Here is an 18,203-nt window from a genome sequence, read left to right on the forward strand (position 1 = left end):
AGTAATTGTGAATGTAATGAATAAAAAACAGATTACGATGGTAACTGTGGCGTTAATGCTAGGTAATGTAATGGCAGGACTTGATGGAACAATTATCAATACAGCAATTCCAGCAATTGTGTCAGCCCTCCATGGAATCCAGTTTATGGGCTGGATTGTAGCAATCTTTCTATTAGGAATGTCGATTTCAATCCCAATTTGGACCAAAATAGGAGAGAAAATTACTAATAAGTTAGCTTTTGAAATTTCCCTAGTATTGTTTGTAGTAGGGTCAGCTTTAGAGGGGATTGCACCAAATATTTATTTCTTTTTAGCAGCGCGTTTGCTCATGGGAATTGGAGCAGGAGGTATGGGATCATTACCTTATATCATTGTTGGGTTTGTTTTCCCTAATATTAAAAAGCGAACTCAAGTCTTAGGATATTTAACTGCTAGCTTTAATGGGGCAGCAATTATGGGTCCATTAATTGGTGGTTGGTTAATAGATGCGTTTTCTTGGCATTGGATTTTTTATATTAATATTCCAATTGGCCTTTTAGCAATCATCATTAGTTTGATCTTTTACAAGCCAGTTACGCCAAAAGCAACGCCAGTTTTTGATATTCGGGGAGCTTTGTTCTTAGTAGCAGGATTACTAACCTTTTTGATGGGAATTCAGCTTTTGGGTCTGGCCTCTAATACTCTAGTAATCGGATTAATTGTAATTAGCTTGATAATTTTAGGAATGTTCTTTTACTTTGAAGGAAAAGCTAAGAATCCAATTATTCCGCTAACTATCTTTAAAAATAAGGCGTTAAATGGAGATTTTCTACTTTTTGCTTTTACTTGGGGAGCATTTATTGCTGTTAATACTTATTTACCAATGTGGGCGCAAGCTTTACTTGGAATGTCAGCGCTAGCTGGAGGAATGACTTTGATTCCAAATTCAATTTTTGAAATTGGAGCTTCCCAAACAGTAGCCTCAATTCAAGAGCATTTGCGCACTTTCACATTAGTAATGATTGGAATTATTACGATGATGATCTCAGTGGTGGGACTACTTTTTTCCAAAGTTACTACACCACTTTGGAGTTTAGTGGTTATTGGAACTTTTTCAGGAATCGGTGTGGGTTTTATTTTCGTAGCTTTACAGGTAAAGGTTCAAATCGATGCTGGAAGGAAAGAGATGGCGACAGCTACCTCCACTTCATATTTAATTCGAATTTTAGCGCAAACTTTAATGGCCGCTGTTTATGGGGTAATAATGAATTTGGCTCTAGAACGTGGAGTGGCGCAGCACCATCATATTACGATGGGAATGTTAAATGAATTAAGTGATGCTAAGACAGCCCGTGCTTTGCCACAAAATCTATTACCATTAATGAGAAGAATTTTTCATGGTGGAATTCACGAAATTATGGTTGTATCGTTTATCTTGTTAATCATTGCAACTATCTTTAATTTTTACTTTAACTTTAAAGTAAATAATTTAAAAAATAAATAAGATAAGAAAAAAGGCGTATGCGAGGAGAAGCATACGCCTTTTATGGGAATTTATTAGAGGTAAGAATAATTTAAGTTTAGTTTTGTAATCTGTCAGTATTAATAGAGAATGACAGACGAGATAAGTGCATCTCCTTATCAACTAACTTACCAACTGTTTCATGTGCAAGATTTAAGACTTTGGTTGCATTTTGCTCATTTGCTTGAGTCAAAAATTGAGTAAGTTTTTGACCTGAAAGAGTAGAAGCAGCAGCATCTGTATCATGGACAAGTTGATCTGTTAATTGATCAGCTGTAGGTAAAAATCCACCTAAGCCAATTAAAAGAGACTTCATTTCATTATAACTTGGCTGAATGAGTGCAGCGAGTGTTCTAGATAACCAATAAGCATTTTGACTATCATAGGTTAAACTAGTGGAATTGTAGGCACTAGCTGTATCATTTGCATTGGAATAGAATGGTACGTATGGATTAAAAGCAGTTGGAGCAGAATTAAACCAAGCAATACCAGCATATTCTTCAGGGACATCACTACGGATTTCAAGAATGTGAGACTCAGCGCAACGAGCCATAGAGATAGGACGGAACTTTGTTCGATCATCTTTTGGCGTATTAACAGCCAACGGATCATACTGGGTTTCGTTATAATGAGAACTTAACACATAAGCTACATCTTCACGCTTGAGCTTACGATTTGGTTTAAAACTGAAATCTAAATCATTACTATCAGGTGCAATAGCAAAGTGACCTAGGTAATTTTGTCCAAACCAAACGCGAGGAGTATTGTAAACACGGTCGCGAGCATTAGAAGTGCCGAAAATACGACGGAAGTTAAAAGTATCAGGATCAGGATTTAAGTGATTCTTTTTAACAAATTCTTGAATACCATCAGCCCAAAGAAAGCGACTTGAATCATCAAAGTCAATTTCTTGTTGAGAGACTTGATTGGCAATAACGGCAGCTTTATCATCAGCTAATTTGCTAGCAACCCAATAATGTCCGGTAGGAATTTCCATGTACCAAACTTCATCTTTATCGCTAAAAATAATACCGTTTCCTTCATGAGAACCATATTTAGCAATTAGTTTGCCCAGATATTCGACACCTTCACGTGCTGAGTGAATAAAGGGTAAAACAATACTTAATAAAGCATCTTCACCAATACCAGTTGCTACTAAAGGATCAAGAGCTAATACTTGGGGATTACCATAAATACTTTCAGTAGCACTCATAGCAACATTAGCACTATTGATACCACATTCACCAAATTGACCATGTTTTTTGTAATTAACAAAAGGAGCCATTTGGTATCGAAGGGCATGCGTAGGAAGAGGAATATCTGCACCACTTACGTAAGAGTGAAAAGTTTGTTTTTCATTCTTAGCGGGAACTACAACCCATTTTACTGGGACATCAGGACGTTCAGCATCACAATTTCTTGCAATCATTGTTGAATTATTGATACTGGCACGCTTTCCTACAATGACTGTTGTACAGCCCATTTAATCATCTCTTTCTAATCGTTAGCTCAATCTTTAGATTGGGTTCATTGCGTTCCAGTAAGGAAGCACAATAGGTTCTTCTTCATAAGCCTTAAGTTGGTGGCTAGTTAAGTACTTCTTGTTAACAACTGTTTCATAAGTGTAGTTTTCCATCCAGTCGTTACTCATAATGAAGTAACCTTTGTGACCAACTTTAGTACCCCAAGAGTTTTGGATCTTCCAGTTAACTGGTTTGTCATTACGCATATCAACACCTGAAATAAGCATTGCGTGAGTTGGTAAACTTTCGCCATAGTCAAAACGTAAAGTCTTGTCATGACCTAAAGTAGAACCAAATGAACGTTCCCAGTCATAAACATCAGTAATTAATGCACCAGTAGGGTTGTTCCATTCTTGTAATACATCACAACCAAACCAAACAGGTTCGTCATCTTTTAATTGTTCGATAACCATTTTTTCCATTTCGTGCATTGAAACATTAAGGTAACGGTTTTCAATACCATCAACCATGTTCTTAGAAGATTCAATGCCGTAAACTTGATCATACTTGTAGCCGTGACCTGGAAGGTTCATGATTTCAACGTAGTCTTCTAAGTTAATGTTGACAAATTTCTTGAAGAATTCCATTGGAGTAACTTCACCAGTGGTGTGGAATTCATTATCTTTATCTCTGTAAGAATAAGTGAATTTTTCTGGAGGAGTACCTAAAGAAATAGCTACAATCTTGTAGTTTTCTGAATTCATTTGACGTAAAACGCTAGCAATTTTTTCGTCAGAAGCATCTGCATTAGCTAAATCTCTTAATTTCATAGCATCTTTTTGTAACTTACGGTTAAACATAAAGTCTAACTCTTGAGTGTTAGCACTAACAGCAGTTTCACCCATAGCAGACATTGGAACGATACCGTATTTTTCAATTAAGCTTACTAATAGGCTCCAGTCACCACCATCTTGTTGAGGGGTCTTTAATAACCATCTAACTTTGCGGTCAGACATTGGCTTATCAGCAGTCTTTAAAATGTTGTGGTAGAAGTAGTTAGCTTTTTCCAATTTGTCGTAAAAGAATAAGTAAGAAGTGGAAAGTTTCATATCCTTGATATGATATTCTTTTTCAATATGGTATCTAATAAAGTTCAATGCTGAAAACATCCAGCAACGACCAGACTTCTTTTGATTTAAAGGAGTATCTGAATCTACATCAATTGAAAATTCGAATGGGTGTTTTTCAATTGCACTTTGATTAGTAATTGACTTCTTAATACCATTTTGCATAACCGCATTTTGAGTATTACGGTATTTTTCTTCACCTAAGAAGTCAGTTCTCATAGTGTTTAAGTCTTCTGGATTTAAATTATCTTTTGTCATTTTGAATCTCTTTTCTTTAAATGAATCTAATCTAACCTAATTAATTATTAGGAATATCTGGTGTTTCAGAAGCTTTAATGACAGCTTCTGAAACTTGAGCATCAGGCTTATAAGGCCGCTTAATTGGCATCCCCATTGGGTTTTGGTCTTTTGACATCACCGTAGTAGGTACGTTTGAGGTTACCTTACCTGGTTTTTTAAGACCTTCAATTTCCCAAGTGAAAGGTGCAAATTTATTGTTAGGATCAACCCAGTTGTGGTGCTTAGAGAGTTGGTAAAGGATAAAGCAAATTCCTAAGACTACGGCAACCAAGATTAAAATTACTGAAACATAAACTATAGGTGATCCAACTTCTGATTTAACCTGTGTTGGAGGATAAATTGCTAATACAATCCCAAAAATTGATGAAATAATACCAATTCCACCGACAAGCCAAGCACCAAATTTTCCACCAGGGATCTTGAATGAACGAGGGCGGTTAGGCTGGTCGTAACGTAGCTTGATAAATGCAGTAAACATTAAAACATAGTAGAACAAGTATAAAACAGTAATTGTTTGAGTAAGTAAAATTACAAATCCTTCAACATTTGGAATTAATTTAACTAGGTAAGCAATTACAGTCATTCCAGCAATTTGAGTGTACATTAAACGTGATGGCATGTGGTGCTTATTTTTCTTTTGGAACCAGTGTGGTAAGAATCCACTACCACCAGCTTGTCCTAACATAAATGAAGGACCAGCCATGTTAGTAACAACCATTGCAATGGTGTTGCAAAGTAGGGCCCAAACTAAGACCATGTAAAGCCATGGCATTCCAATAGTAGAACCTAAAATTCTAAATACTGAATATAAAGTATAAAGAATGTTAATCTGCTTTTCTGGAATGATGATAGCAATAATTACAGTCCCAACAACGAAAATTAAGAACGCTAAAATAACTGAAATAAACATAGCTTTTGGAAATTCTTTTTCAGGATTACGTAGTTGCTTAATGTGAGCAGCATTCATATCAATTCCTGTATATGAGAAGAATACTCCGGCAGCTAGTGCTAGTGTTCCCATTCCATTCCACTTAGGAATTAATCCCTTTGGTGTAATTGGAATTACTGGTTGGTGGCCTTGAGCTACCCAAACGATAGCTAAGATAATCATTACAGCTAATGGAATTAGACTACCGATAATAACACCATATTTTGCTAAGTTAGCAAAAGCTTTAACACCCTTGGTAGCAAGGAATGTTAATAACCAGTAAAGGATGATGAAACCAGTCATAATTAAAACTTCATGTTGTGGGTTTTGAGCAAATTTTACCGCTGCATCATAATTTGGTGTATAAAACATGATTGTCGCAGTAAAACTAGGCATCGCAATCCCGAAGTTTAGCATAGTTTCAAACCATAAAATTAATAAACAAGTAAGTGCCCAGCCTTTTCCTAGTCCTTCACCTACCCAACGGAAAATACCTCCACGGTTACTCCAACCGGTAGCAAGTTCTGCAGCTACTAAAGCTGTTGGAATAAAGAAACAAATTGCACCGATTGCAAAATAAGTAATTGAAGCAAGTCCATAAAATGATTGTTGAACGTCATTTGCTAAACCTGCAACCATGGAGACATTCATCATGGTTAGGGCCAAAACAGAAATATAGACTTTCTTTTGTTTGGTCTTACTTTCAACCATAAATAAATTCAACTCCTTGTACTCAATCTAATATGAGGTACCTGAATATTATCTTGCGGATAGCCAAATGCACTAACTCTTATTTATTAACTAAAAACTATAATTGAGTTGGAAAAATAAACTTTAATTCAAAGTTACTTAGTTTTCAAAATATAGTGTTTTAATGACTGAGTCACATAAAATAATTCCTACAAGTTTCTCATTGATTAGAAAATCCTATAACTTAATCAGCAAAGAACTTCTTTGTTGATTCGGTTTTAACTCTAGAACAAATCTCATTTTTTTACAAAAATAAAGACTTGAAATTTACGTGAAAAAGTGCATAGAAAAAATAACTTCTTATATTATGCCGTAAGAAAAAATATTTTACGCATCATTTTCTAGTAAGGCGTATCTTTTGCAATTTGTTTTTCAACTCTTTAAGCTAAGAGTGATAGAAATTAATTGAGAAAGAAGATGTAAGAATGGGAAAAAGTGGGGCGCCCGCAAAAAAATTACCGTTTATTTCGATATTCTTTTTAGGAATTAACGGAATCATCGGATCAGGTGCTTTTTTACTACCACAATATATTTACAATGACATGGACTTAATGAGTGTGGTAGTTCTTTTATGTGCCGCATTCACGATTAGCATGATTGCATTGTGTTATGCCGATTTATCAAGTCGCTTTACTGGTTCAGGAGCAGCGTGGCTGTATTCATATTTTGCATTTGGGAGATTTGCAGGGTATGAGTTAGGGTTATTTACTTGGTTTTTGGGTTGTTGTACTTATGCAGCAGAAGTTGTAGCCTTTTTGACAACTTTAAGGAGTTTCGTGCCTGCTTATAGAAACGAAGCTATTTATATTTGGACTGCAATTGGATTGATTGTATTATTTTCAGTTATTAATTTTTATGGAAGAAAATTAGTTAAATTTATTGATAATGCTTCAGCAGCCGCAAAGCTTTTTACAATTATCTTATTTATAGTTGTAGGGGCATTCTTTATGCATTGGGCTAACTTTACGCCAGTTATTCCTCATGCTGCAACTACAGGAGTAGGACCATTTTTTAAGCATTTTGGTGCTGCATTTAGTGAAGTATTCTACTTATTTACTGGTTTTTCATTTATTCCAATCGCAGCTAGACAAATGCAAAATCCGACCAAAAATATTCCCCGGGTTTTAATTGGAGTAATGATTTCGGTAACTATTCTTTATACACTAACTGTAATAGTAGGAATTGGTATTTTAGGATCAAAGATGGGTGCATATACTACTCCAATTGCAAATGCCTTCCAAAAAGCTGTTGGTGAATGGGGATATATTGTAATTATTGTGGGGATGCTCCTAAGTATTTTTGGGGTAGCATTTACTTGCTCATTTAATACCCCTTCTTTAATTTCTTCACTTTCTCATGAACATAATTTACTTCCTGAATGGGTAGGAAAAAAGAATAAATATGATGCTCCATGGGTAGCAATTATTATGACTGCTATTGTGACTGGAGGATTGATTACTCAATCATATATTTTCTTAGTCTCATGTATTGTACTTGCTTCATTTGTACAATATGTCCCTTCAATTTTTGCAGTTATTAAATTTAAACATACAGGTCAATATCCAAATAAAGGATTTAAATTACCTGGTGGATATATAATTCCTGTTTTGGCATTATTAGTATCTTGCTATTTAATCTTTAACTTTACTTGGAAAACAATTTTAGTAGGATTAGTTGTCGCAGTTGCTGCAGCTTTACTTTACCTATTTTCAGGACGAAAGAGAAAAGATCCTCATCCTGGGGAAGAAATGCCAGAGGATCCAGTATCTAAATAGTGAAAGACTTAATGTTAGGAGTGGATAACTAACATTAAGTCTTTTATTGATTATTCTTGACACCGCTTTCATTAACTGCTAAGATAATAATTGTAAAGAAGCAGATTACTGATTCGATCAGGTCCTAGCTAGTATAAATAAGTAGTATTTAAAATGCACTATTTATTTATGCTAGCTTATTTTTTACAAAATTGTTAGGTGAATCGTTAATGAAATTTTTAAAGACATTGAATAATAGTGCTGCCATTGTCAAAGATGGCACTAAAGAAGAAGTGGTTTTAGGTAAAGGAATTGGTTTTGGACTCAAAAAGGGAGACGAAGTTGATGAAGCAAGAATTGAAAGACGCTTTATTACGGCTGATGATCAAAAAAGTTTTGATCAGGTTAAAGAAATTAGCGCTGCAACTCTTGATGTTACCAATAAAGTAGTAAAAATGGTTGAGTCCTTGCTCGATTTAAAATTCAATGATTATCAATACTTAGCTTTAGCAGATCATATTGATTTTGCTCTGACGAGAGTAAAAGATAATATAGATTTGAGTGATAATAATACCCGTTGGGAAGTAAAAAATCTTTTTCCACGAGAATATGATATTGCTAAAAAGGTAGTCAAATTGATAAATCAAGAGTTAAAAATTGAACTGCCACAAAGTGAATCAATTTTAATGACCTATCATTTAGTGAATGCATCTTCTAATGATTCCCAAGTTCAGGAAACCGTTGAAATTACTAATTTAATTTCAGGAATTATCAATATTATTCAATTAGATTATCAATTAGTTTTGGATACGGAATCCTTTAATTACAGTCGCTTCATTACGCATTTAAGAGCATTATTAGTGCGATTAATTAGAAAGCAAAAGACGGACACCGAAAAACTTGATCCTTCTTTACTGGGCTTTATGAAAGTTAAATATAATCATGCATATCAAACAGCACAGCGGATAGCAGTCTATTTAAAAGCAAAAATGGATTGGCAATTAAATCCAGATGATGAGTTTTATTTAGTATTACATATTTGGCGAGTAACAAGTCGACAAAATAAATAGTTTGATACATTCTTAGGTGTGTTACAAATGGCATTAACCCAAGTTAAGTATACAGTAATGAATTTCATTGTTGTATTCTAGCTTGGGTTTTATTGTTTTATAAGGAGTAAGTTAATGGCTAATAATTATAATAATTTAGCGAAGTCCATCATAAAAAATGTTGGTGGTAAAGACAACGTAAATAGTGTGGTTCACTGTACTACACGTCTTCGATTTAAATTAAAAGATGAAAAAAAGGCAAATGATGATGCTATTAAAGATACTGATGGCGTAGTGACTGTCGTAAAAGCTGCTGGTCAATATCAAGTTGTCATTGGAAACGAGGTTAACGATGTTTATGAGGCGGTAATAAAAGAAGGTGGTTTTCCTAATGGTGGACAGGTGCCTGACGACAGCGACGATGATTCAAGTTTTATGGATAAGGCAATTTCACTAATTTCTGGAATATTTACTGATATCTTAGGACCATTAAGTGCCGGCGGTATTATCAAAGGGTTAGTAGTGTTAGCTGGAGTTATTGGGCTACTTTCAATAAAATCGGGTACTTATCAAATTCTTTATGCAATTGGTGACAGTATCTTTTATTTCTTACCAATTTTTTTAGGAGTTACTTGTGCACGAAGATTTAAAATGAACCAATTTATCGGCTTAGCAATCGGTGCAGTACTAACTTATCCAACAATGGTACAGTTGGCATCTAGTAAGACAGTTTTAGGGACACTTTTTGCAAATACACCATTTGCTTCTGAAATTCATACTAACTTTTTAGGAATACCAGTTGTAACAATGAATTATACTTCAACTGTGTTACCAATTATTTTTGCAGTGTGGTTTGCCTCAATTATTGAACATTGGGCAAATAAATGGGTTCCTTCAGTAATAAAGACTTTTATTGTACCAGTTGTAACTATGATGATTACTTTACCAGTTGCATTTATCGTAATTGGCCCTGTAACTACTTGGTTAGGTGATGGAATTGGTGCGGTAATGTCGAGTATTTATCATTTCAGTCCAATTATTGCTGGTTTATTAATTGGTGGGTTATGGCAAGTATTAGTTATCTTTGGCATTCACTGGGGCATTGTTGCAGTAGCTACAACAGATTTAGCTGCATTAGGATACGACCCAATTTTAGGATTAACTTGTATGGTTTGTTACGCACAAGTTGGGGTAGTATTAGCAATTATTAAACAAACAAAGGATCCGAACTTAAAGAAAAACGCAATTGGTGCTTTCTTTTCAGGATTATTCGGTGTTACAGAACCAGCAATTTATGGGGTAACTTTACCAAGAAAAATACCATTTGTCTTAAGTTGTATTGGTGGGGCAATAAGTGGAGCAATTATTGGTGCGTTTGGTTCAGTTCTTTATATGATTCCATCAATGGGGATTTTTGCAATTCCAGGTTACGTAAATCCTAAAGGTAATTCAACTATGCAAATTGCCGGTGTAGTATTAGCAGCTGTAGTTGCATTTGTTGTCGGATTTATTTTACAACTTGTTTTTGGTAAAAAATACGTTGATCGAGCTTACGATGAAAAGCAAGCTAAAAAAGTTCAAGAGATTTCGAAAGCTGCAGTTGCAACTACAAATCTTTCAACTAGTTTAATTAGCCCACTTAATGGAGAAGCTATTGCTCTTTCTGAAGTTAAGGATGAAGTATTTTCAAGTGGTGCAATGGGAAAAGGAATGGCAATTAAGCCAACTGAAGGAATACTTTGCGCACCAGCAGATGGTGAAATTATCATGACTTTTCCAACTAGCCATGCAATTGGAATGAGAACTAAAGATGGTGCAGAAGTATTAATGCACATTGGCATGGATACAGTTAACTTGCAAGGAAAAGGATTTAAAACCTTAGTAGAAAAAGGGCAGCAAGTAAAGGCTGGTGATAAATTAGTCAAATTTGATATTCCTGCAATTGAAAAGGAAGGCTATACAGTAACGACTCCAATTGTAATTACTAATTCTTCAAATTATGAAGAAATCACACCGATTGTTAATGGTAAAGTTAAAGTTGGAGAAAAGATCATAGTGTTACAAGGTAATGATAAGAAAAAGATTCTAGTATCTGGACAACAAAAATTAGCTTAAAATTAATTAAAGGAGAAAAAAATGACATTTCCAAAGAACTTTTTATGGGGTGGCGCAACTGCTGCTAATCAAATTGAAGGAGCATATGATGTAGATGGTAAAGGTTTATCAGTTACTGATATTACAACAGCAGGAAGTTTGAATGAGCCTAGATATTTAACTTATAAGTTAAATGGAAAACTTGAGAAAACCCCTGCAGTACCAGGAGCTGGGTTACCTAAAGGTGCGGTAGGTACAATTGATCCTAATGCATATTATCCAAATCATGTAGCAATTGATTTTTATCATCGTTACAAAGAAGATATAAAATTATTTGCGGAAATGGGATTTACAACATTTAGAATTTCGATTGCTTGGACACGAATTTTTCCTAAAGGTGATGAGGAAAAACCTAATCAAGCAGGGTTGGACTTTTATCGCAGAGTTTTTGAAGAATGCAAAAAATATGGAATTGAACCTATTGTAACTATTTCTCACTATGAAGATCCGTTATATTTAAGTGAAAAATATAATGATTGGCAAGATCGAAAAATGATTGATTTTTATGTGAAGTATGCTAAGACTTTATTTATTAAATACAAAGGACTAGTTAAGTACTGGTTAACTTTTAACGAAATTAATTCTGCCTTATTAATGCTTAATTCCTTTGGAAATGATGTAGTTGATAATAAAGCTTATCAACATGCTTATCAAAAGCTTCACTATCAGTTTGTTGCGTCAGCTCGTGCAGTTAAGGCAGCCCATGAAATTGACTCAGAAAATATTGTTGGAAATATGATTTGTGGAGTAGTAGATTATCCTTTAACTCCTGATCCAGAAGATGTTTTGGCTACTCGGCATGTAATGGAACAAAATATATATTATTGTGGAGATGTTCAATGTAAAGGAAAATACCCAACTTATTCAAAGCGTCTTTGGAATGAACATAATGTACATTTGGATATTACTGAACAAGACAAGAAGGATTTAGCTGAAGGTAAAGTTGATATTTATACTTTTTCCTATTACATGAGCAATGTAATTACCAAGCACAAAGTAGAAGATAAAGTTAGTGGTAACTTTTCAGCTGGTGCTAAAAATCCATATTTAAAATATTCTGAGTGGGGTTGGGCGACAGATCCAACAGGATTACAGTACTATCTGGAAGTAATGTATGATCGTTATGATCTGCCAATGATGGTAGTTGAAAATGGTTTAGGTGCTATTGATAAAATTGCAGCAGACGGTAAAATTTATGATGATTATCGCATTGATTATCTTCGTCAACATATTAAGGCAATGCAAAAAGCAATTGATGATGGAGTAGATTTAATTGGATATACTACTTGGGGATGTATTGATTTGGTTTCTGCAGGAACAGGACAAATGTCAAAACGTTATGGCTTTATTTATGTTGATCGTGATGATGAAGGTAACGGGTCTTTAGATAGAATCCCCAAAGAGTCTTACTATTGGTATAAGAAAGTAATTAATTCTCAAGGAAAGGATTTGGATTAATTAAAAAGACTTTCAAAATTAGATGTACCCTAAAACTAGGATATATTATTGATTAGCTTTGATTTATGATCGCATTCCGATATTCAATCGGGGTGCGATTTTTTATTATCCTAAATTTTTAACTACATTAATTCTAAATAAAATTAAGTTTAATAAGACAATTCCTGCAGTAACAATGAATACCATGCTATAGCTAGATAAACCAGCTACTGTGGAACCAAGAAGAGGTCCCACAATATTTCCAATGTACATTGCACTTTGATTCCAGGAAAAGATACGTCCTGTAACTTGTGTTGGAGAATTTTTAGTTAAGAGAGTTTGTACTTGCGGAAATAGGCAAGCATCTGTAAAGCCAACTAAAAAGCGCAAAATTCCAAGTTGCCAAGTATTATGGACAAAAGCAGTGAAGAAGAAAAGAATAGTAGCGCCAATAAATCCGCTAATAATAATTTTGTGAGTACCAATTCTGTCGCCCCAAGCTCCAAGTCTTGAAGCAGCTAAGAAAGTTGCAATCCCTGGCAACGCAGCAATTACTCCAGAAATAAAGACTACGTTTCCATGGTTGTGCATTAATTGTTCAACGTAGAGAGATACAATTGGATTAATTGAATTATTAGCAGCTTGAATGATTAAGGTGGTTAATAAGAGACCAAAAATCAACATTGGTGAGCGTAATGCATGAATAACCCCACTAGTTTTTTCAAGTTTCTTTTCAGTAATAGGTTTGAAATCATCTTCATGAACAAAAAATAATGATAAGAAAAATGCAATCAGCAGTAAAGCACCAGTGATAAAGAAGGTAATGCGATAACTAAAAGCAGAAGCAAGTGCACCACCAACAAATGGCCCGAGTAAGTTACCCGCTGTAAAGGAAGAGGCCATTGTCCCTAGTGCTTGACCTGATTTTTCTTTAGGAGTTTCTGTAGCAATTAAAGCATTTGAATTAGAAACAAATCCTGCAAAAAATCCTTGTGTCATTCTTAGGAAGAATAATTGCCAAACATTTGTAACTAGTCCCATGGCAGCTAAAATAATTGCCATTCCTAGTGAGGCTCGTAAGATCATTAACTTACGGCCTTTTTTGTCAGCAAGTTTTCCCCACCAAGGCGAGACGACTGCAGAGACAAAGTAAATGCCAGAAAAAACAAAACCTGACCAAAAGTTAAGTTGAGCATGAGTAAAATGCCCTAAGGTATTGATATAAAGTGGCAAGAAAGGCATAATTTCTGAAAATGCAATACCTGCAATAAAAACAGCAACTGAAAGAACTCGCAAGTTACGTTTCCAGGTTGGGGCTTGTGATTTTGACATAAAATAAAACTTCCTTAATTAATAAGATAGTTTCTATTGTAGCACTTTGAGAAAGGTTGGTTTAGTAAGAAAAGATTGATATTATAGGATTATTGATAATATTTTTGGGAGAATGGGGAAAATAATCTTTCATATAATACAATGATATCCCTTTAAAAAATTATATAGTTAGAAAATATTATGTTGATTAAATTATTGAATTAATAAATAGGAAAGAAGGATTCATGAAAGCAAGAGAAGTTCTTACTACTTTAAAAATTGTATCAACCATTAGTTGGTTCTTAATTGGTAGCTATTTTACAATTCACTCTATCATTTTTTTGGCTTATTTGGGACATGATGCAAAAGCATCCGTAACATCTGAGTTATTATCGGGAATAATATTTTTAGTTCTGTTATGGGGTTGTCTACCAAATATGTGGACAAAATATATAAATGAATTTTTGGGATGGATGATTAGCCTAAGTCTACTTATAGTAGCGCTAATTTCTACCTTAGTTGTAATTAAGCAATCTCCATATTTTTTGGAATTACCAATAAAATCTGAAGTAATAATAGTAATTATCAGTTATTTCTTTTTCTGTATGAGAAAAATCCTTCCATACTTAAAAATTATGAAAGTTAATAAGAATTAAGTATTTCTCTTTTGAAACTAATCTTGCTAAACTAAAAGTGAAATTGATTATGAAAGGAAAAGAGATAGATGTCTATTTTTCACGATACTTATACTTTAAATAATGGAGTTAAAATTCCTCGTTTAGCATTAGGTGTATGGGAAATTCCCAATGATCAAACCCCTAAGGCTGTTGAAGAGGCTATTAAAATTGGTTACCGCCATATTGATACTGCGCAAGCTTATGGTAATGAAGAGGGTGTAGGTGAAGGTGTACGTAAGAGTGGAATTGGTCGGGATGAGATCTTTATCAACTCTAAAGTTGAGGCGGGCATTAAAAATTATAAAGATGCAAAGGCCTCAATTGATGAAACACTGCAAAAGATGAGAATGGATTACTTAGATATGATGATTATCCACAATCCTCAACCTTGGAATGAAGTAAATCAATCAACTGATCGCCATTTTGAAGGTAACCTAGAAGCTTGGCGTGCCTTAGAAGATGCAATGAAAGAAGGAAAGTTGCGTGCAATTGGGGTTTCTTCATTTGAAAAAGAAGATTTAGATAATTTGATGATTAATTCTTCTACTAAACCAATGGTTAATCAAATTCTTTGTCATATTGCAGCGACTCCGCTTGATTTGATCAAATACAGTCAAGATAACGACATAGTAGTAGAAAGCTTTTCACCAGTAGCTCATGGAGCAGCAATGAAAGATCCGGAAATTGTTAAGATGGCAGAAAAATATGGTGTTTCAGTACCACAATTGTGTATTCGCTATGATTGGCAATTGAATACAGTTGTACTTCCTAAATCTGCAAATCCAGAACATATGAAAGCCAACAGTGAAATTGATTTTGAAATTACGTCAGAAGATATGGATATCTTAAAAAAGATGAAATCATTAGATTACGGGGATGCAAGTATTTTCCCAGTCTTTGGTGGTAAAATGTAGCTTATTTATAAACATGAAAAAAGCCTATCAGTAATGATAGACTTTTTTGTTTTAAAATTAATAATCTAATTTTTACTTAACACGTCCAATTTCATCACGCACTTTAATGTTTGATGAACCTAAACTTGGTTCTTGGCCATGTAAGTTAAATTCTACATCGACACCAGGTCTGAATAATAAAACATGAGTAGAACCACCAAAGTGGAAAATTCCTAGTTGGTCACCTTTATTAACATGTTGACCTTCCTTAACAGTAATTTCATTACCTGAAACTTCAGCCATTCCTACAGCTACAAAGGCCATCAAACCAATCTTAGGATTATCAGCTTCAATAAAGATAACTGCACGAGAAGCAGTTTGAGTAATATAAGCCTGTGAATCATTTGGAGCAGCTGGGTCTGGACCATCTGGATTTGCAAATCCTTGGTTAAGAGTTTCTGAGTAGTATGAACCATAAAGATTATAAGCTTTAACAATCTTTCCGCTAACTGGACTATTCCATCTGTGGTAGCTCAAAGCACTTAAGAAGGCTTGGTATAAAGTACCACCAACAAATTGATCAGTTAATGGATCATTATGAAGTAAATCTACTAATGAGTAAGGTTGACCTTTAATCCAGAATTTAGATTGTTTAGGTAAGTTACGTGCAATACGGTAAGGTGCAGATTCACAAGCGTTGGCAATTGAATCTAAATCATCGGGGTTAGCAACAGGGCGGATTCCAGGATTAAATGTTCGGGTGAAAAATTCATCCCAAGATTTAAAGCCAAAGTTATTGTTAATGTCATCATTAGGAGTTTGGAAAATGGTTCTAAAATTATCACCATAAGCAGCATCTTCCATACTCTTTAAAGCTTCATCACTTAACCAACCATTTTTGGAACGATTAAGGACATAGGTAGAATCAGGTCCTTGTAAAAACTTGCCCCAGTAATCTAAGATAGCACGCAACTTTTCGTTAACACGTGGATCCATGAAAGCAACATAACCTGCTTTAGTAGCCATTGGCCAATCTAAAATTGCATTAATTGGGAATCCAACTAAACCAGTTGTGTTAAATTCTGGTGCACGGTGCATAATTCTATTTAAAGCACGAAGCATTTGGCGGTAGTCATGAATAGCAGGAGTTCCCATTGGAGTTTTTTCATATTTTAGTGGAACTTCATCAAACATCATATGGAATAGATTCCATAATGTTTGATCCCCTTCAATTAAATCTTTGAAGTCTTGAATAGGAGGAAGGAGCTTTTGATTTTCTTCTTCTTCAGCTTCTTTTAAAACCTTTTTTAACCATTTATCATAGAAGGCTTGATCACTAGGTAACCATTGACCAACATTAAATTTTTCATTTTGTTTCATAGTTTTCTTCTTTCCTTAATTAGAAACTAACTTTCTTGGTGATTAGCAAGTAAATAGAAATAATTGCTAAAATACATAAAATAATTGCTAAAACAGCTTCCCATTTTGTGAAAATATGCTTGTCACCTTCTGGATTTTCTTTTCGAGCAATCCAGAAGAAGATTATTCCAACCGCATAGATAATTGTAGAAATCAATAAGTAGTTTAATCCTGCAGCATACAAAAGCCAGAGACAATAAATTGTAGATAGAATTCCTACAAATAGACTCTTATTGCGTTTGGCAGGATTATCGTTAAAGATTTCTTTCTTTTGCGCTATTTTCCACAAATACATTGAACTTAACAAGTAACAAGGTAAAATTAAGACACCAGTAATATCGATTGCTGCCAAATAAACATTATTTGCGGTGACAACTAATATCATAAATAGACTCATTAAGATACTAGAAATGTATAAGGAAACACTAGGAACTTTTTTCTTATTTTCATGTGCAAAGAATGAAGGCAGTACATGTCCTTTAGCTGCAGCGTATGGTAATTGGGCCATCATTACAGTCCAAGCAATCCAAGAACCACCTACAGAAATAATTACTGAAATAGTTACAAAGTCAACAAACCAAGGACCAAGTAAGTTTTTCATGAGGTAAGCAGTTGAAGGATCAGTTAGCTTAGAAAGATGAGGTTGGTGATAAATACCATAAGCTACAATACTAATCATGACATAAGCAACTAAAGAAGTAAGATAACCAATAACGGTTGCTTTACCAACATCAGACTTGTTTTTGGCATGGTTTGAGATTACAACTGCCCCTTCGATACCGATGAAGCACCACAAAGTAACCAACATTGGAGCCTTAACTTGTTCCATAAAGTTACCTAAATGTAATCCTTGTCCCCAGAATCCCCAAAAGAAGGTTGGGAAACGGAAGAAGATAAACATGCACACTAAGATAACTGCTAAACTGATGAACTTGATCACAACAGTAATATTATTAACAAAACTTGCTTCTTTAACTCCGTTAAGAACCAAAAAATTATAAATCCAAATTAATACAATTCCAAAAATAACCGTTGGCCATTGGTGTTTAAGTAAAACAGGAAAGTAGTGCCCAAATGAGTCATTAAGCATCACAGCATAAGCTACATTTCCTGTAATTGCTTCAATCCAATAACCCCAAGCTGAGTTGAATCCAACGTATCTCCCAAAGCCTGCACGAGCATAGGAATAAATACCAATATTTAAATCTGGACGTTCTTCGGCTAAGATCTTAAAGGTAAAGGCCAATCCCATCATACCAATTCCTGTTAAAATCCATGCAATAATGACGGCACCTAGCGAAGATGAGGCAGCCATATTTTGGGGAATATCAAAAATTCCGCCACCGATCATCGCTCCGACAACCATTGCAATTAAACCAAAGAGTCCAATTTTTCGACTATTTGATTTCGTCATTTTTTCTCCTCTTAAAAATCCCTAAA

General features: G+C 34.5%; 13 protein-coding genes. 7 read left to right on the forward strand and 6 right to left on the reverse strand.

Going from position 1 to position 18,203, the window contains the following annotated elements; translation table 11 throughout:
- Positions 1–16: 16 nt before the first annotated feature.
- On the forward strand, positions 17–1,483 hold the full coding sequence (locus tag FP435_RS01670) for an MFS transporter (protein ID WP_265484034.1): 1,467 nt from the start codon (positions 17–19) through the stop codon (positions 1,481–1,483).
- Positions 1,484–1,559: 76 nt separating this feature from the next.
- Here FP435_RS01670 and FP435_RS01675 read toward each other — a convergent pair whose 3' ends face one another.
- The 3 genes from FP435_RS01675 to FP435_RS01685 are packed head-to-tail and all read right to left on the reverse strand — an operon-like array spanning position 1,560 to position 6,030.
- Complete coding sequence (locus FP435_RS01675; protein ID WP_265484035.1) at positions 1,560–2,984, reverse strand: C69 family dipeptidase; 1,425 nt, start codon at positions 2,982–2,984, stop codon at positions 1,560–1,562.
- Between the two features lie 33 nt (positions 2,985–3,017).
- Positions 3,018–4,349 carry a C1 family peptidase gene (locus tag FP435_RS01680; RefSeq protein ID WP_265484036.1) on the reverse strand — a complete coding sequence of 444 codons (1,332 nt, stop codon included), beginning with the start codon at positions 4,347–4,349 and terminating at the stop codon, positions 3,018–3,020.
- Between the two features lie 40 nt (positions 4,350–4,389).
- Positions 4,390–6,030: an APC family permease gene (locus FP435_RS01685; RefSeq protein WP_265484037.1), complete on the reverse strand. Its 1,641-nt coding sequence runs from the start codon at positions 6,028–6,030 to the stop codon at positions 4,390–4,392.
- Positions 6,031–6,494: 464 nt separating this feature from the next.
- Between FP435_RS01685 and FP435_RS01690 the strand changes: the two genes are divergently transcribed.
- The 4 genes from FP435_RS01690 to FP435_RS01705 all read left to right on the forward strand — a co-directional run bounded on the left by FP435_RS01690 (position 6,495) and on the right by FP435_RS01705 (position 12,484).
- Positions 6,495–7,844 carry an APC family permease gene (locus FP435_RS01690; protein ID WP_265484038.1) on the forward strand — a complete coding sequence of 450 codons (1,350 nt, stop codon included), beginning with the start codon at positions 6,495–6,497 and terminating at the stop codon, positions 7,842–7,844.
- Between the two features lie 209 nt (positions 7,845–8,053).
- Positions 8,054–8,893 carry a PRD domain-containing protein gene (locus tag FP435_RS01695; RefSeq protein WP_265484039.1) on the forward strand — a complete coding sequence of 280 codons (840 nt, stop codon included), beginning with the start codon at positions 8,054–8,056 and terminating at the stop codon, positions 8,891–8,893.
- A gap of 114 nt (positions 8,894–9,007) precedes the next feature.
- Positions 9,008–10,987 carry a beta-glucoside-specific PTS transporter subunit IIABC gene (locus FP435_RS01700; protein WP_265484040.1) on the forward strand — a complete coding sequence of 660 codons (1,980 nt, stop codon included), beginning with the start codon at positions 9,008–9,010 and terminating at the stop codon, positions 10,985–10,987.
- A 21-nt stretch (positions 10,988–11,008) separates the two neighbouring features.
- A complete protein-coding gene (locus FP435_RS01705) occupies positions 11,009–12,484 on the forward strand; it encodes a glycoside hydrolase family 1 protein (RefSeq protein ID WP_265484041.1) in 1,476 nt (491 codons plus the stop codon).
- Between the two features lie 105 nt (positions 12,485–12,589).
- On the opposite strand, the gene FP435_RS01710 is transcribed toward FP435_RS01705, so the two are convergent.
- Complete coding sequence (locus tag FP435_RS01710; RefSeq protein ID WP_265484042.1) at positions 12,590–13,795, reverse strand: multidrug efflux MFS transporter; 1,206 nt, start codon at positions 13,793–13,795, stop codon at positions 12,590–12,592.
- A gap of 224 nt (positions 13,796–14,019) precedes the next feature.
- Between FP435_RS01710 and FP435_RS01715 the strand changes: the two genes are divergently transcribed.
- The gene (locus tag FP435_RS01715) at positions 14,020–14,430 is read left to right on the forward strand and encodes a hypothetical protein (RefSeq protein ID WP_265484043.1); all 411 of its coding nucleotides are present in this window, start codon (positions 14,020–14,022) and stop codon (positions 14,428–14,430) included.
- 68 nt (positions 14,431–14,498) lie between these two features.
- Complete coding sequence (locus FP435_RS01720; RefSeq protein ID WP_265484044.1) at positions 14,499–15,365, forward strand: aldo/keto reductase; 867 nt, start codon at positions 14,499–14,501, stop codon at positions 15,363–15,365.
- Positions 15,366–15,437: 72 nt separating this feature from the next.
- Here the strand turns inward: FP435_RS01720 and FP435_RS01725 are convergent, their stop codons facing one another.
- Positions 15,438–16,724: a phosphatidylserine decarboxylase family protein gene (locus FP435_RS01725; protein ID WP_265484045.1), complete on the reverse strand. Its 1,287-nt coding sequence runs from the start codon at positions 16,722–16,724 to the stop codon at positions 15,438–15,440.
- 19 nt (positions 16,725–16,743) lie between these two features.
- Positions 16,744–18,177: a basic amino acid/polyamine antiporter gene (locus FP435_RS01730; protein ID WP_265484046.1), complete on the reverse strand. Its 1,434-nt coding sequence runs from the start codon at positions 18,175–18,177 to the stop codon at positions 16,744–16,746.
- Positions 18,178–18,203 lie beyond the last annotated feature (26 nt).

It is taken from the genome of Lactobacillus sp. PV037 (assembly GCF_014522345.1).
In the GTDB taxonomy this organism is placed as follows: Bacteria; Bacillota; Bacilli; order Lactobacillales; family Lactobacillaceae; genus Lactobacillus.

Excerpts from the sequence above, each read along its gene's own strand:
- FP435_RS01690 (WP_265484038.1), top strand. The coding sequence starts at position 6,495 with ATGGGAAAAAGTGGGGCGCCCGCAAAAAAATTACCGTTTATTTCGATA.
- FP435_RS01725 (WP_265484045.1), bottom strand. The coding sequence starts at position 16,724 with ATGAAACAAAATGAAAAATTTAATGTTGGTCAATGGTTACCTAGTGAT.
- FP435_RS01720 (WP_265484044.1), top strand. The coding sequence starts at position 14,499 with ATGTCTATTTTTCACGATACTTATACTTTAAATAATGGAGTTAAAATT.
- FP435_RS01695 (WP_265484039.1), top strand. The coding sequence starts at position 8,054 with ATGAAATTTTTAAAGACATTGAATAATAGTGCTGCCATTGTCAAAGAT.
- FP435_RS01730 (WP_265484046.1), bottom strand. The coding sequence starts at position 18,177 with ATGACGAAATCAAATAGTCGAAAAATTGGACTCTTTGGTTTAATTGCA.
- FP435_RS01700 (WP_265484040.1), top strand. The coding sequence starts at position 9,008 with ATGGCTAATAATTATAATAATTTAGCGAAGTCCATCATAAAAAATGTT.
- FP435_RS01675 (WP_265484035.1), bottom strand. The coding sequence starts at position 2,984 with ATGGGCTGTACAACAGTCATTGTAGGAAAGCGTGCCAGTATCAATAAT.
- FP435_RS01705 (WP_265484041.1), top strand. The coding sequence starts at position 11,009 with ATGACATTTCCAAAGAACTTTTTATGGGGTGGCGCAACTGCTGCTAAT.
- FP435_RS01715 (WP_265484043.1), top strand. The coding sequence starts at position 14,020 with ATGAAAGCAAGAGAAGTTCTTACTACTTTAAAAATTGTATCAACCATT.
- FP435_RS01680 (WP_265484036.1), bottom strand. The coding sequence starts at position 4,349 with ATGACAAAAGATAATTTAAATCCAGAAGACTTAAACACTATGAGAACT.
- FP435_RS01710 (WP_265484042.1), bottom strand. The coding sequence starts at position 13,795 with ATGTCAAAATCACAAGCCCCAACCTGGAAACGTAACTTGCGAGTTCTT.
- FP435_RS01670 (WP_265484034.1), top strand. The coding sequence starts at position 17 with ATGAATAAAAAACAGATTACGATGGTAACTGTGGCGTTAATGCTAGGT.
- FP435_RS01685 (WP_265484037.1), bottom strand. The coding sequence starts at position 6,030 with ATGGTTGAAAGTAAGACCAAACAAAAGAAAGTCTATATTTCTGTTTTG.